Annotated in this window: 15 protein-coding genes; 3 read left to right on the top strand and 12 right to left on the bottom strand. The window is 66.9% G+C overall.

The features are described 5' to 3' along the window. Window positions 1-35 precede the first annotated feature (35 nt). The gene (locus QM732_RS06805; RefSeq protein ID WP_415655422.1) at window positions 36-758 is read left to right on the top strand and encodes a pirin family protein; all 723 of its coding nucleotides are present in this window, start codon (window positions 36-38) and stop codon (window positions 756-758) included. A gap of 34 nt (window positions 759-792) precedes the next feature. Continuing rightward, the gene (locus QM732_RS06810) at window positions 793-1,353 is read left to right on the top strand and encodes a flavodoxin family protein (protein ID WP_415655423.1); all 561 of its coding nucleotides are present in this window, start codon (window positions 793-795) and stop codon (window positions 1,351-1,353) included. On the opposite strand, the gene QM732_RS06815 is transcribed toward QM732_RS06810, so the two are convergent. The 4 genes from QM732_RS06815 to QM732_RS06830 all read right to left on the bottom strand — a co-directional run bounded on the left by QM732_RS06815 (window position 1,350) and on the right by QM732_RS06830 (window position 6,203). Continuing rightward, complete coding sequence (locus QM732_RS06815) at window positions 1,350-2,543, bottom strand: DUF1501 domain-containing protein (RefSeq protein ID WP_415655424.1); 1,194 nt, start codon at window positions 2,541-2,543, stop codon at window positions 1,350-1,352. The two genes, QM732_RS06810 and QM732_RS06815, sit on opposite strands and share 4 nt — an antisense overlap. A gap of 4 nt (window positions 2,544-2,547) precedes the next feature. Next, a complete protein-coding gene (locus tag QM732_RS06820; RefSeq protein ID WP_415655425.1) occupies window positions 2,548-4,065 on the bottom strand; it encodes a DUF1800 domain-containing protein in 1,518 nt (505 codons plus the stop codon). A gap of 97 nt (window positions 4,066-4,162) precedes the next feature. Then, entirely contained in the window at window positions 4,163-5,167 is a 1,005-nt protein-coding gene (locus tag QM732_RS06825; protein ID WP_415655426.1) for a sulfate ABC transporter substrate-binding protein, read from the bottom strand. Between the two features lie 76 nt (window positions 5,168-5,243). Continuing rightward, a complete protein-coding gene (locus QM732_RS06830; protein WP_415655427.1) occupies window positions 5,244-6,203 on the bottom strand; it encodes a CysB family HTH-type transcriptional regulator in 960 nt (319 codons plus the stop codon). 117 nt (window positions 6,204-6,320) lie between these two features. Here QM732_RS06830 and QM732_RS06835 point away from each other — a divergent pair, with 117 nt between their 5' ends. Further along, window positions 6,321-7,202, top strand: a complete 882-nt coding sequence (locus tag QM732_RS06835) for a dienelactone hydrolase family protein (protein WP_415655428.1) — start codon at window positions 6,321-6,323, stop codon at window positions 7,200-7,202. Window positions 7,203-7,229: 27 nt separating this feature from the next. Here QM732_RS06835 and QM732_RS06840 read toward each other — a convergent pair whose 3' ends face one another. The 8 genes from QM732_RS06840 to QM732_RS06875 form a co-directional block, all read right to left on the bottom strand. Then, window positions 7,230-7,817 carry an RBBP9/YdeN family alpha/beta hydrolase gene (locus tag QM732_RS06840; RefSeq protein WP_415655429.1) on the bottom strand — a complete coding sequence of 196 codons (588 nt, stop codon included), beginning with the start codon at window positions 7,815-7,817 and terminating at the stop codon, window positions 7,230-7,232. Window positions 7,818-7,820: 3 nt separating this feature from the next. Next, a complete protein-coding gene (locus QM732_RS06845; protein WP_293503888.1) occupies window positions 7,821-8,039 on the bottom strand; it encodes a TOBE domain-containing protein in 219 nt (72 codons plus the stop codon). Window positions 8,040-8,275: 236 nt separating this feature from the next. Further along, window positions 8,276-10,375, bottom strand: a complete 2,100-nt coding sequence (locus QM732_RS06850) for a flagellar biosynthesis protein FlhA (RefSeq protein ID WP_415655430.1) — start codon at window positions 10,373-10,375, stop codon at window positions 8,276-8,278. After that, on the bottom strand, window positions 10,372-11,511 hold the full coding sequence (gene flhB / locus QM732_RS06855; protein WP_415655431.1) for a flagellar type III secretion system protein FlhB: 1,140 nt from the start codon (window positions 11,509-11,511) through the stop codon (window positions 10,372-10,374). The genes QM732_RS06850 and flhB overlap by 4 nt, the downstream gene beginning before the upstream one ends. After that, the gene (locus QM732_RS06860; RefSeq protein ID WP_415655432.1) at window positions 11,504-12,295 is read right to left on the bottom strand and encodes a flagellar biosynthetic protein FliR; all 792 of its coding nucleotides are present in this window, start codon (window positions 12,293-12,295) and stop codon (window positions 11,504-11,506) included. Before QM732_RS06860 ends, flhB begins: the two co-directional genes overlap by 8 nt. Beyond that, window positions 12,295-12,564, bottom strand: coding sequence for a flagellar biosynthesis protein FliQ (fliQ, locus tag QM732_RS06865; protein WP_415655433.1), 270 nt, complete (start codon window positions 12,562-12,564; stop codon window positions 12,295-12,297). The genes QM732_RS06860 and fliQ overlap by 1 nt, the downstream gene beginning before the upstream one ends. 106 nt (window positions 12,565-12,670) lie before the next feature. Beyond that, a complete protein-coding gene (gene fliP / locus QM732_RS06870; RefSeq protein WP_415655434.1) occupies window positions 12,671-13,426 on the bottom strand; it encodes a flagellar type III secretion system pore protein FliP in 756 nt (251 codons plus the stop codon). Continuing rightward, entirely contained in the window at window positions 13,423-13,788 is a 366-nt protein-coding gene (locus tag QM732_RS06875) for a FliM/FliN family flagellar motor switch protein (protein WP_415659345.1), read from the bottom strand. The genes fliP and QM732_RS06875 overlap by 4 nt, the downstream gene beginning before the upstream one ends.

Raw genomic sequence — 13,788 nt, forward strand, 5'->3', positions numbered from 1 at the left:
CATTGACTTCACCGCAATCGCAAAGGAGACCGAACATGCTGCAGATGATCAAGTCCGCCGACCGAGGCTACGCCGACCATGGCTGGCTGAAGTCTTTCCACAGCTTCTCCTTTGCCGACTACTACGACCCTGCCCGCATGGGTTTCGGCGCGCTGCGCGTCATCAACGAAGACAAGATCGCACCGGGCACGGGCTTCGGCACCCACGGCCATCGCGACATGGAGATCATCAGCTACGTGCTCTCCGGCGAGCTGGCGCATAAGGACAGCATGGGCAATGGCGAAAAGGGCGCTGCCAACTCGGGCGTGATCCGCCCGGGAGACGTGCAGCGCATGAGCGCCGGCACCGGCGTGATGCACAGCGAGTTCAACCATGCCAAGGACCAGACGACGCACTTCCTGCAGATATGGATCCAGCCGGATGTGCGTGGCATTGCGCCAAGCTACGAGCAGAAGCACTTCGACACCGCCTCCAAGCGCGGGCAATTGCGCCTCTTGGCGGCCAACGATGGCGCTGGCGGAGCAGTGACCATTCACGCCGATGCGCGGCTTTATGCCGGCCTGTTCGATGGTGACGAGGCCGCCGAACTGGACCTGGCTCCGGGGCGTATGGCCTATGTCCACCTGGTGCGCGGCGTGCTTACCGCAAATGGGCAAGACCTGACGGCTGGTGATGCCTTGCAGCTTCGCGAAACATCGCGCCTCGCATTGACGGCTGGGCAGGATGCCGAAGTGCTGGTGTTTGACCTGGCCGCCTGAGAATCTCTCCAACCCCCACCCCAAGGAAGCATCCATGAGCAAGATCGTCGTTCTGTACCACTCCGGCTACGGCCATACCAAGAAGGTCGCCGAGGCCGTTGCCAGCACGGCTGGCGCGCAACTGATGCCCATCGATGCCGAGGGCAACATCTCTGAAGCCGACTGGGCCACGCTGGCCGCTGCCGACGCCATCATCTTCGGTACGCCCACCTACATGGGCGGCGTGAGCTGGCAGTTCAAGAAGGTCGCAGACGCCAGCAGCAAGCCCTGGTACGCCCAGCTGTGGAAGGACAAGATCGCAGCGGGCTTCACCAACTCGGCCACGCTCAATGGCGACAAGCAGGGCAGCATGCAGTACCTGCACACGCTGAGCCAGCAGCACGGCATGATCTGGGTGGGTATGGGCTCGAAGGCGCCCAACCACAAGGCTGCCACGCGTGACGACATCAATAACCTTGGCGGTTACGCAGGCCTCATCACCCAGACGCCCAGCGATGCCTCGGCCGAGGAAATGGTGCCCGGCGACATCGCCACGGCCAAGTACTTCGGTGAGCGCGTGAAGGCGGTCGTCGACCGCTGGGTGAAGTCCGCCTAAACCAAGCCGAGATCGCGCGCGCTGGCTCCGGGGAAGACCTTGGCCAGCTGCGCGTCGTTCAGGCCGTACATCCGGCGCATCAGGCCACCGAACAGCGCCCGGTATTCATTGAGCACCGGGTAGTCACGGTTCTGGAACAGCGTGGCGGCCTTGACCTCCACCTGCTCGCCAGCGATGCGACCGCCCCTCACACTGCCGCCCAGCACCCAGTAGGCGCTGCCATGGCCATGGTCGGTGCCGCGGTTGCCGTTCTCGCGGAACGTCCGGCCGAACTCGCTGACCACCACCACCACGGTGTTGCTCCATTGCGGCCCCATCTCGTCGGCGAACAGTGCCAGGCCCTTGCCCAACTCGCCGAGGCGGTTGGCGAGCTGGCCCGTTGCACCGCCCTGGCCCACGTGGGTGTCCCAGCCGCCAACGTCGATGAAACCCAGCATCACGCGCTCGCGCATCAGCCGTGCGACGCGGCGGGCCTCCAGCGCGAAGCCCTTGGCGGCAATGGCGCCTCGGCTGGCGGCCTCCATCTCGCCGGCCATTTCGCGCGAGACCTCGTCGCGTACTTCGAAGCCACCCGTGACCGTGCCAGCCAGGCGGGTGTTGGCGTACATGCCCGCGATGACCTGGGCCTGTGCCGCGCTGATGGCCGGCTTGCCGAGGTCGCGCAATGCTTGGTTGGCCACCGGCAGGTCGCCGCGCAAGATCAGCGGCACCTGGTCGGTGAAGGCCATGGCTTCCAGCCGAGAGCTGGCAACCCCTCCGGCGCCCAGCACGCCGGCCAGCCGATTCATGAAGCCACTGCGGAAGTCGCGCGAGCCCTCGTCGGGCTGGCCCAGCTCGATGTGGTCCTGGGTCTCGAAATGGCTGCGAGAGATGTCGTTTGTGCCGGCGAAGGGCACGAAAGCAGCCTGGCTCTTCAGCCACAACGGGTGGATGGTGTCGGCCAGAGCAGGTGCAAGGCCCCAGTTTGCATCCAGTGGCAGGGCTGCTGTCTTGGCGATGGCGATGTTGGGACGGGCCTCGTAGTAGAAGCTCGACGAGGTTGGCACCAGCAGGTTGGCGGCGTCGTAGGCGCCGCGCAGGAAGACGACCAGCAGGCGTGGTGCCTCCGATGGCGCAGCCCATAGCTGCATGGGCAGCGTGGCCGTCCCGAAGCCGGCGAGACCGAGTTGGAGCAGATGGCGGCGTTTCATGGCATCACCTGTGCATGAAGTCGGGGGAGGCGAGCAGGTAGGTGTTCCATTCCTGCGGGGAAGTGGCCTGCGCCAGGGCCTGCTGAGTGGCGGAGGCCAGGCGCGGCGCGATGCCGTCGTAGTACAGCGGGTGGGCAACCTGCGGGAAGGCCGGCCTGTCCTTGACCTCGCCTTCGACCTTGAACAGGCCCGCGCTGCCGCTGCCGATGGCGCGCGCGATCTCGAAGCGCGTGGTCATCTGGCCAGGGCCGGCCCAGGCGTTCTCGTCCAGTGGGTAGCCGTCGGGCGTCTGGCGGTTGTAGGGAGCCTGGCCGAGGCGGTAGAGCCAGCCGATCATCGGGCCGGTGTTCAGCACCACCTTGTCGGCATAGGCCAGACGCACGGCCGAGACGACGTAGTGCGTCGGGTCCTTGAACTTGCGGCCCAGCGATGCCTCGAACTCGGGCGAACCCACCATCGCGCGCAGCACCTCGGCGATGCGGCCATCGCTCTGCTGCCAGCGCTCGGCCATGCGCTCCACCAGTGCTGGCGGAGGCTCATCCGCGACGAAGTACTGGGCCAGCTTGCGGGACACGAAGCGGGCTGTGCTTGGGTGGCGGGCCAGCAGGTCCAGCACCTCGTCCAGCTCGGCATAGCCCTGGCCTTTGACGGTGATGCCCAGCAGCGTCTTGTCGCCGAAGTCGTGCCGCGCAGGGTTGAACTCCATCAGGCCCACACGGCGGTACTGGGCTTCCTGGGCCGGCTTGAGCTTGGGGCGGTTGTCAGTCAGGTTCACTCCCAGCCCGGTCAGCACGCGAGCCAGTTCCTGGACGTCGCGCTGACCATAGCCGCCGCCCACGCCCAACGTGTGCAGCTCCAGCAGCTCCCGCGCGTAGTTCTCGTTGATGCGGTTGGCGGCGTTCTGCTCGTTGTCGAGATAGCGCAGCATGGCCGGGTGGTGGGCCGTGTAGCCCAGCAGGTCGCGGAAACGGCCGAGGGAGCGTTCGCGCAGGCCCTGCTCGTAGTCGCCGACCATGGCGCGCAGGTTGTTCTTGTATTGGTGGACGTTGAAGTGGTTGAACCAGAACCAGGTCATCTGCTCCTGGAGCTGGTTGGGCGAGTACAGCGCGTTCAGCAGCTGTCGCGTGGAGGCCTCGCGGGCCAGCCGAGTCAGGGCTTGCTGGTAGTTCTTCTGCGCTTCGGCCTTGGCGGCGTCGTCGCTCAGCGCATCGGCCGCCTTGCGCTGTGCCTCCATGGACTGCACCAGCGGCAGCAGCTCTTGCCGCGTGACGGACAGGGCCTGGATCTGGGCCTGGGCGGCCACTGGCAGCGTCGCGGGGGACGGAGGCTGTAGCTGGGCATCTAGCCAGGCCTCACGGCCCCTGCTGCGCAGGGCGGCAAGGTCGGCGCTGCTGGCGCCCCAAGTGAGACGGTCCAGCCAGAGCGTGTCTTGGGCTGGACCGTGGGCCGGCGTGGGCGGCGGCGGGCTGGCGCAGCCGACTAAGCCGAGGAGGAGGGTGGAGCTGAGCGCGAGGATTCTCATGGCGGCCTCATGATGAGGCCGCTCAACGCCAGTTGTCGAGGCCGGGATGACAAGCGCAACAAGACTTCACATTTTGGGGCGCCGGCCAACTGTGGCGTTACTTCGCGCCGGGGGTGTAGATCTGGTCGAATACGCCGCCGTCGTCGAAGTGGGCCTTCTGGGCCTGGCGCCAGGTACCGAAGTACTCGTCAAGGGTGAAGAGTTTCACGGGGGCGAACTGCTTGGCGTACTTCGCAGCGACCTTGGCGTCGCGGGGGCGATAGTAGTTCTTGGCCGCGATCTCCTGGCCCTCGGGGCTGTAGAGGTAGTCCAGGTAGGCCTGCGCCTGCTTGCGCGTGCCGCGCTTGTCGACAACCTTGTCGACGATGGCCACGGGCGGTTCGGCCAGGATGGAGATGCTGGGCGTGACGATCTCGAACTTCTCCGGGCCGAGTTCCTTGACGGCCAGGAAAGCCTCGTTCTCCCAGGCGATCAGGACGTCGCCGATGCCGCGCTCGACGAAGGTTGTCGTGGAGCCGCGGGCTCCAGAGTCCAGCACCTTGGTGTTGGCATAAATGCGCTTGACGAAGTCCTTGGCCGATGCCGGCGTGCCGCCGTTCTTCAGCGCATAGCCCCAGGCGGCCAGGTAGTTCCAGCGGGCGCCGCCGCTGGTCTTGGGGTTGGGCGTGATGACCTCGACGCCGCTGCGGGCCAGGTCCGGCCAGTTGTTGATCTTCTTGGGGTTGCCCTTGCGCACCAGGAACACGATGGTGGAGGTGTACGGCGAGGCGTTCTGCGGCAGTTTCTTCTGCCAGTCCAGCGGCAGCAGCTTGTGGTCGGCCACGGCGTCGATGTCGTAAGCCAGGGCCAGCGTGACGACGTCGGCTTCCAGCCCGTCGATCACGGCACGCGCCTGCTTGCCCGAGCCGCCGTGCGACGCCTTGATGCTGAGGGTTTCGCCTGTCTTGGCCTTCCACTGCGCGGCGAAGGCCTTGTTGAAGTCCTGGTACAGCTCGCGCGTCGGGTCGTAGGAGACGTTGAGCAGCGAGGTCTGGGCCAGAGCCGGGAAGGAAGCGCCGGCGGCGGCAACTGCGAGGGAGAGGGCGGTGAGAAGGCGGCGCATGGTTTTCGAGTTGGTGAGGGAGCGGTTCACTCTAGGGATGAGGGGCGACGGGGGCAAAGAAGAAGAACGTTGGAGCTCATGCGGCCTTCGACCAGGCCAGCACGGGCTCGGTCGGCGGCAGCTCGTGGCGGGCGGCGTCGACGACCTCGCGCTTTAGCGGCGAGGCGAAGGTTTGGATGAACTCGTAGACGTAGTCGCGCAGGTAGGCGCTGCGTCGCACGGCCAGGCGCGTCATGTTGTCCTCGAACAGGTGGCGGGCGTCGATGGCGCGCAGGTGACGGTCGCGTTCCTCGTCGAAGGCGATGGCCGCGACGATGCCCACGCCAAGGCCGAGCTCCACGTAGGTCTTGATGACGTCGGCGTCCATGGCGCTGAGCACGATGTGGGGTGTCAGCTGCGCTGCGGCGAAGGCATCGTCGATGTGGGAGCGGCCGGTGTAGCCGGGCTCGTAGGTGACGATGGGGAACTGGGCCACGCGGGCCAGCGTCAGCGGACCGTCCAGCAGCGGATGGCCGGGTGGAACGACTACCGAATGTGTCCAGCGGTAGCAGGGCAGGGCGACCAGTTCAGGGTACTGTGCCAGCGCCTCGGTGGCGATGCCCACGTCGGCCTCGCCGTCCAGCAGCAGGCGGGCGATCTGCTGGGGAGAGCCTTGCTGCAGGTGCAGGCTGACGTCAGGATGGTGGGCGCGGAAGTCGCGTACGGCCGGCGGCAGCGCATAGCGTGCCTGGCTGTGCGTGGCGGCGATGCGCAGCCGGCCGCTGCCGGCGCTGGCGAAATCGTCCGCCGCGCGCTTGAGGTTCTCGGCCTCCAGCAGCAGGCGTTCGATGACGGGCAGGACCTGCTCGCCCGGCTCTGTCAGCCCGGTCAGCCGCTTGCCGACGCGCACGAAGAGCTCGATGCCGAGCTCCTCCTCCAGTTCGCGGATCTGGCGGCTCACGCCAGGCTGCGACGTGTGCAGGGCCTGGGCCACCTCGGTCAGGTTGAAGCCGCGGCGTTGGGCCTCGCGGACGGAGCGGAGCTGCTGGAAATTCATGCGCTGCGATTCTGCGAAGGACGGCCCTTTCTGTCGTCGAACCATTCGCGATATCGATATTCGGTTCTTGAGGGGTGGGGCACTAAAGTCGGTTCTCCTACATATAAGGAATCCGCGATGAAGCACGCCACCGACATCCCCGCCCAGGCCTGGCCGCTGTTCGATCGCTACGTGCATGGCGACCTGAGCCGGCGCGGCTTTCTGGAACAGGCGGCTACCTTCGCAGGCGGCCCTGCCGGCGCTGCGGCCCTTTTGGCCGCACTGAGCCCCGATTTCGCGGCGGCCCAGCAGGTCAAGCCCGACGACGCGCGCCTGCTGGCGCGCCGCCAGGCCTTCGAATCACCCCAGGGCACCGGCCAGGTGCAGGGCTACCTGGCCAGGCCGGCTGGCGTCGCGGGGCGGTTGCCAGCCGTGCTGGTGGTGCACGAGAACCGCGGTCTGAACCCCCACATCGAGGACATCGCTCGCCGCGTCGCACTCGCCGGCTACGTGGCCTACGCGCCCGATGCTCTGACGCCGCTGGGCGGCTATCCGGGGAACGAGGACGATGCACGCGCGCTGTTCGCCAAGCTCGACCCGGCCAAGGCCCGCGCCGACATCGTGGCCGCTGCGCGTGGCTTGCTGACGCTGCCTGACGCCAACGGCAAGCTGGGCGTGGTGGGTTTTTGCTGGGGCGGCAGCCTGGCCAACCATGTGGCCACGCAACTGCCCGAGCTGGCCGTGGCCGTGCCGTTCTACGGCGGCGCGCCAGCAGCAGAGGATGTGCCGCGCATCAAGGCTCGGCTGTTGCTGCATTACGCGGCCAGCGACGAGCGCATCAACGCCGCCTGGCCGGCCTACGAGGCCGCGCTGAAGGCGGCCGGCGTGCGCTACGAGATGTTCAGCTACGCCGGCACCCAGCACGGCTTCAACAACGACACGACGCCGCGCTACGACCCGGCTGCGGCGCAGCTCGCGTGGGAGCGCACGCTGGCGGCGTTCAAGACGGCGCTGTCCTAGCGCCTGCCGCCGCTGTCTGGGCAGGCCCTATACCGCGAAGGCCCACTCGCGGAACTCTGCGTGGCGAGGCCGCTGCTCGGCGGCGGCGCGCGAGCGAGCCGCCTCGATCCAGCTCTTGGCCAGCGGCAGCGGGCCGAAGCCGGCTTCTGCATTGATGTGGCCGACCGGGCCCAGGTTGCTGTAGCTCGAACCCCAGCGGTGGGCCCAGCGAGCGGCGCTGGCGGCACTCATCCAGGGGTCGGTGCTGCTGGCAATCAGTCGCGAGCGGCGTGGCAGACGCTGGTGGGGCAGGGCTTCGGCGAGGCCGAACTTGTCCGGCTCGGCCGGCGCGACGAACAGGGCCTCGCGGATGGGTGATCCGGGCCTGTCCGCCAGATGGCGCGCCAGGGCCAGGCAGCCAAAGCTGTGTGCAACGGCCAGCCACTCGCCGTCGCCGGCGACCTCCAGCGTGCGCTGGATGCGCTCAGCCCAGCGCTCCAGTTCGGGGCGACTGGGGTCGCGCTGCGTGACACGGCGGGCGTCGCGGTACTGGCCCTGAAGCCAGGTCTGCCAGTGCGCCGGGCCGCTATCGTGCAGACCCGGGATGATGAGGACGCGCGGCGGCTTGTAGGCCATGGCTCAGAGCGTCGCGATCGACACTTCCGTGGACTTGACGAGGGCGACGACCTCGCGACCGACCTCCAGGCCCAGGTCCTTGACCGAGCGCGTCGTGATGACCGAGGTGACGACGTCGCCATGGCGCGTGACCACGTCGACCTCCGAGACGACCGGGCCTTCGATGATTTCCTTGATGGTGCCGCGGAACTGGTTGCGGACGTTGATGGCGGTGATGCTCATGGGCTCTCCTGTCTGGGAGAGGCCAGTGTGCTCGGCAGCCGCTCGCAGCGGAACGAAGCGATTCGCAGCAGCGCATGCGCATGCCGCATATCGGCCAGCGCGTCTTCGGGCTGGGCACCGGGCCGCCCGAAGGCGGGCTAGCGATGGCGATGCGCGCGAGGGACATGCCTGCGAACAGCGCCGTCCCCTCTGAGGGAGCGTTCGGGGGCCTTCCATGGACGAGGGGCGTCAGCCCTCTAGCCCAACGATCCCAGCACCGAGATCTCGCGCTGCTCCGGCACCTCGTTGTAGGACAGTACGGCCAGCCCAGGTGCGAACAGCCGCGCGTAGCGAGCCAGTAGCGGGCGGATCTGCGGCATCACCAACAGTACCGGCGACGCCCCCTGGGCCTTGAGCTGGTCGCGAGCGCTTGGCATGTGCAGCTGCAGCTGTGCCAGCAGCTGCGGGTCGACGGGATAGCTGTCCAGCGGCACCTTGGCATTGCCCTGGCGGGCCTGGTTCAACGCGGCCAGCAGCAGGTTCTCCAACTCGCTGCCGAGGTTGAACACGCGCAGCGTGCCGGTGGGGCCGCCGAGCTGGCCCACCAGCTGGCGGCGCAGCGTGCAGCGCACTTCGGCGGCCAGCAAGATGGGATCCTTGGTGGTTTCCGCGTGCTCCACCAGCGTGCTGGCAATCGGCACGATGTCCTTGATGGATACGCCCTCGGCCAGCAGCAGGCGCAGGATCTTCAGCAGCTGGGCGTGGTTGTAGGCCTTGTCCAGCGCGGCGGCCAACTTGGGCGCCTGGGCGGCCAGGCGTTCTTGCAGGGCCGTGATGTCGTCAAAGCGCAGCAGTTCGGGCAATTGCTCGCGAACGACCTTGGAGAGGTGGGTGGCGATGGTGCTGGCCACGTCCACCACCTGGTAACCCATTCCCAGCGCATGGGCCTTGTGTTGAGGCTCGATCCAGGTGACCGGAAGGCCGTAGGCGGGGTCGGTGCCGGGGATTCCGTCCAGCTCGCCGTAGACCTGCGGCGAGGCGATGGCCATCAGTCGGTCGGCCTGCACTTCGGCCTGGGCCAGCACCTGACCGTCCAGCAGCAGCGCGTACTGGCCGGGCTTGAGCGTCAGGTCGTCGCGTACGTTGATGGCCGGGAGCAGCAGGCCCATGCCTTCGCTGAGGCTCTGGCGCATGCCGCGCACGCGCTGCTGCAGCGGCGCACCGTGCTCCGGAGAGATCAGGCCCACCAGCTTGTAGCCCAGTGCCACCGACAGCGGCTCGACGGCAGGCAGGGCGCGCCAGTCCAGCTCAGGCGGCTGGCCGGTCAGCAGCGCAGCCTCGATGGGGGGAGCGGGCTTGACGTCCGGGGCCGTGCGCTGCGTCATTCGCCAGCCGGCATAGGCCAGCACCGCCGCAAAGCCCAGGAAGGGCACGGTGGGCATGCCCGGGATCAGCGCGAGCGTCGTCATCACGCCGGCGGCGCTGTACAGCACCTGCGGCGAGGCCAGCAGTTGGTGGCCGATCTGGGCCTCGAAGGCACCGTCGGCGTCGCCCGAGTCACTGACGCGGGTGACGATGATGGCCGCCGCAGCCGACAGCAGCAGCGCCGGGATCTGCGCGACCAGGCCGTCACCGATGGTCAGCAGCGCATAGGTGCGGAAGGCTTCGCCCAGGCTGAGGTCGTGCATCAACGCGCCGATGGCGACGCCGCCGATCATGTTGATCAGCAGGATCAGGATGGACGCGATTGCGTCGCCGCGCACGAACTTGCTGGCGCCATCCATGGCGCCGTAGAAGTCAGCCTCGTCGCCCACTTCCTTGCGGCGCTGCTGTGCCTTCTCCTGGTTGATGAGACCGGCGTTCAGGTCGGCATCGATGGCCATCTGCTTGCCGGGCAGGGCGTCCAGCGTGAAGCGGGCAGAGACCTCGGAGATTCGTTCCGCGCCCTTGGTGACGACGATGAAGTTCACCACCATCAGGATCACGAACACCACCAGGCCAACGACGAAGTTGCCGCCGATGACGACGTTGCCGAAGCTCTCGATGACCTGGCCGGCCGCGTGAGTGCCCTCGTGACCGTGCAGCAGCACGACTCGCGTGGACGCCACGTTCAGTGACAGCCGCAGCAGTGTCGTTGCCAGGATGATGCTCGGGAACACCGAGAAGTCCAGCGGCCGCTTGCTGTTCACGCTGACGAGGATGACCACCAGCGCCAGCACGATGTTGAAGGTGAACAGCGCGTCCAGCAGAACCGGCGGCAACGGCAGGATGACCATGCCGAGGATGGCCAGCAGGAATAGCGGCGCGGCGACGCGGTAGGGGCCTAGCTGGGCCTGGAGTCGGCTGAGGAAGTTCATGGGGTCTGCGGGTCCGAGAGGTGCGTGGGCACCGGCAAGTCGGTGGGCGGCGGTGGGGCGCTGCGGCGCCTGCCGTTCTGGAAGGCCTTGAGCTGCATCACATAGCTCAGCACCTGAGCCACCGCCTGGTACAGCGATGCCGGGATCTGCTGCTGAACCTGGGAGCTGTTGTAGAGGGCGCGCGCCAGCGGCGGCAGCGAGAGTGTCTGCACGCCGTGCTGGCGGGCGATCTCGCGGATGTAGAAGGCCATCTCATCCACGCCCTTGGCGACCACGAAGGGCGCCTCGGCACGCTGGTCGTCATAGCGCAGCGCCACGGCGTAGTGCTCGGGGTTGACGATGACGACGTCGGCCTGCGGCACGGTCTTGCGTACGGCGCGCTGTGCCAGCGCGCGCTGCAGCTGGCGGATGCGCTGGCGCACTTCGGGACTGCCTTCTTGCTGCTTGTGCTCGTCCTTGACTTCTTGCTTGCTCATCCGCTGGCCGCGCATGAAGAAGAAATGCTGCAGGGGCGCATCGATTAGCGCGAACAACAGCAGGACGCCAGCCAGCGACAGCAGCGCGTCCAGCATCAGGCCGGCGCCGTCGATCAATGCCTCATCGAGGCTTCGTCCCTGCAGCGCCAGGTACTCGGGGCCCATGCTGCGACTCATGTGCACCAGCAGCGCCAGCACGCAGGCGACCTTGCCGATGGAGATGGCCAGTTCGCTGTAGTGCTTGGCGCTGAACAGCCGCCCCAGGTTGGACAGCGGCGACATGCGTGAGAAGTCAGGCATCCAGCGCGACGAGCTGAACACGAGGCCGCCGGGCATGACGGACGCCAGCAGCGCCACTGCCGGCAGCACCAGCAGTGGCAGGCAGATCTTGGCTAGCAGACTCATCACGTGGAGGAAGCTGGCCGACCAGACGTTGTCCTGCGCACCCTCTGCGTCCAGCAGCGCGAAGCCCAGCGTGAAGAGCTGGCGGAAATCTTCCAGGTACAGCGGCATCAGCAGCGTGAGCAGTTTGAAGCCCAGCAGCACGCCCACCGCCATCGACAGGTCGCGCGAGCGCGGCACCTGGCCCTTCTCGCGTGCCTTGCGCAGCTTCTGGTCTGATGGCTTCTCGGTCTTGTCGCCGCTGCTGCTGTCAGACATGGCCTGCTCCGCCTCGCAAGCCTTGTCCGATCATCTCCAGCACGCGTTCCGTCATGCGCAAGTAGTGCGCGGGCACGAAGCTGAGCATCTGCGACAGCATGAAGAGGCCGAACAGCGTCACCACCGCGAAACCCAGCGAGAACAGATTCAGCGTCGGAGCTACCCGGTTCAGCAGGCCCAGGCCCATCTGCACGACGAAGGTGGACAGCACTACCGGCAGCGCCAGCAGCAACGCGGCGGAGAACACCCATGCCACGTTGTAGGCCACGGTCTCCAGCGAGATGGACAGCAGACCCGAACCCACCGGCCACGCCTTGAAGCTCTGGCCTAGAACGCCCAGCAGCAGAAGGTGGCCGTCGACGCTGAAGAACACCAGCATGCACAGCACGCTGAGCAGCGCCGAGATCACATCCGACGAGCTACCGTTGAGAGGGTCGTTCATGACTGCCATGGCCAGGCCCAGTTGCGACGACAGCAGATAGCCCAGCACCGTGATCGCGGCCATTGCGAGATGGAAGGCCAGCCCCAGCACGAAGCCCAGCACAGCCTGTTCGGCGGCCGCTGCCACGCCTTGAAGCGACCAGGGATTGATGCCGGCGATGGCAGTGCTCTGCGACACCGGCAGCAGCACCACGGCCAGCACCAGCGACAGCAGCACACGCACACTGACGGGCACCATGGCCTCGCCGATCAGCGGCGCGGCGCTGAGCATCGCGAGCGTGCGGCAGAACGGCCACCACAGCCCGCTCAGAAGCGCCAGCAACTGCGGAAAGACGACGTCCATCACCCCACCAGCGAGGCGGCACGCTCGAAGATCGAGACGCAGAAATCCATCAGGTAGCCAACGATCCAGCGTCCGGTCAGCGTCACCGCCAGCAGCGTCACCAGCAGCTTGGGCAGGAAGGACAGCGTTTGCTCGTTGATCTGGGTGGCGGCCTGGAACAAGCTCACCAGCAAGCCCACCAGAAGCCCGGGCAGCACCAGAACCAGGGCCAGCAGCATGACGATGTGCACGGCCTCGCCCATCAGGTCGACGGCGATCTCCGGACTCATGCTCGCCCCTCGTCCGACGGGTATGCCAGGTGGCCACCCGGGGTGATGCGACCGGGCCTGGGGGCGGCCTGGTGCTCGGGCTGCATCGAGTCTTCGCGCAACGGCATCAGTTCACCATCCTGACGCTGGACACCAGGGTGTTGACGGTCAGCGTCCAGCCATCCACCAGCACGAACAGCAGCAGCTTCAGCGGCAGCGAAATGACCAGCGGGCTGAGCATCATCATGCCCATGGCCATCAGCACCGAGGCGACGACCAGGTCGATGACCAGGAAGGGGATGAACAGCATGCAGCCGATCTGGAAGGCGGTCTTCAGCTCGGACAGCACGAAGGCCGAGAGCTTGACCGGGAAGCTGTGTGCCGTGGCTTCAGTGACGCCTTCTTCACCCGCCAGCTTGGCGACCTGGGAGAGCGCGGTCTTGCTGGTCTGCGCGAGCATGAAGCGCGACATCGGCGCCTCGGCCACCTGCAGCGCCTGTGTCAGCGTGATCTTCTCGGCGTCGTAGGGCACGAAAGCCTCATTCCAGATCTGCGTGCCGATGGGCCGCATGACGAGAATGGTGAGGATCAGCGCCACCCCGGTGATGAGCCGGTTGGGCAGGCCCTGCTGAAGGCCCAGGGCCTGGCGCAGCAGCGACAGCACGATGACGAAGCGCGTGAAGCTGGTCATCATGAGCACCAGCGAGGGCAGCAGCCCCAGCAGGGTCATGATGATCAGGACTTGCGTCTTGACCGTGAAGTCGCCTGCGGCGCCACCGGGCTGGGCGCCGGCGATCTTGAGGGTCTGCGCGAACACCGGATGGTGCAGCAGCGTCAGGCCCAGGCCCAGGGCCGTCAGGCCCAGGGCTTTGAACGGTTTCATGACTGCAGCGAATCCAGGTCCAGCCCGTCGATCTCGATGATCTTCAGGCCGTAGTTCTCACCGCTGACGACGACCTCGGCGCGGCCGATGGCGGTGCCGTTGACCTTGATGATCAGCGGCTCGCCCGCCAGGCTGTCCAGTTCCACCACGCTGTCGGCCTGCAGGTTGGCCAGGTCGTACAGCGATAGCTTGGCCTCGCCCACCTCCAGCGTCAGCGTGACCGGGATCTTGCGCATCAGCTTGGGCAGATCGCGCGACGGTGACGCATGGGCGGCGGGCTGGGCGTCGGCCGGCAGCGCCAAGTCCTGCTCGGGGAATTCGTTCAGCAGTGCCTCGATGGCCTGGTTGTCATTCATGTTCAT

Origin of the sequence: Roseateles sp., assembly GCF_047654805.1 — a bacterium.
In the GTDB taxonomy this organism is placed as follows: domain Bacteria; phylum Pseudomonadota; class Gammaproteobacteria; order Burkholderiales; family Burkholderiaceae_C; genus Pelomonas.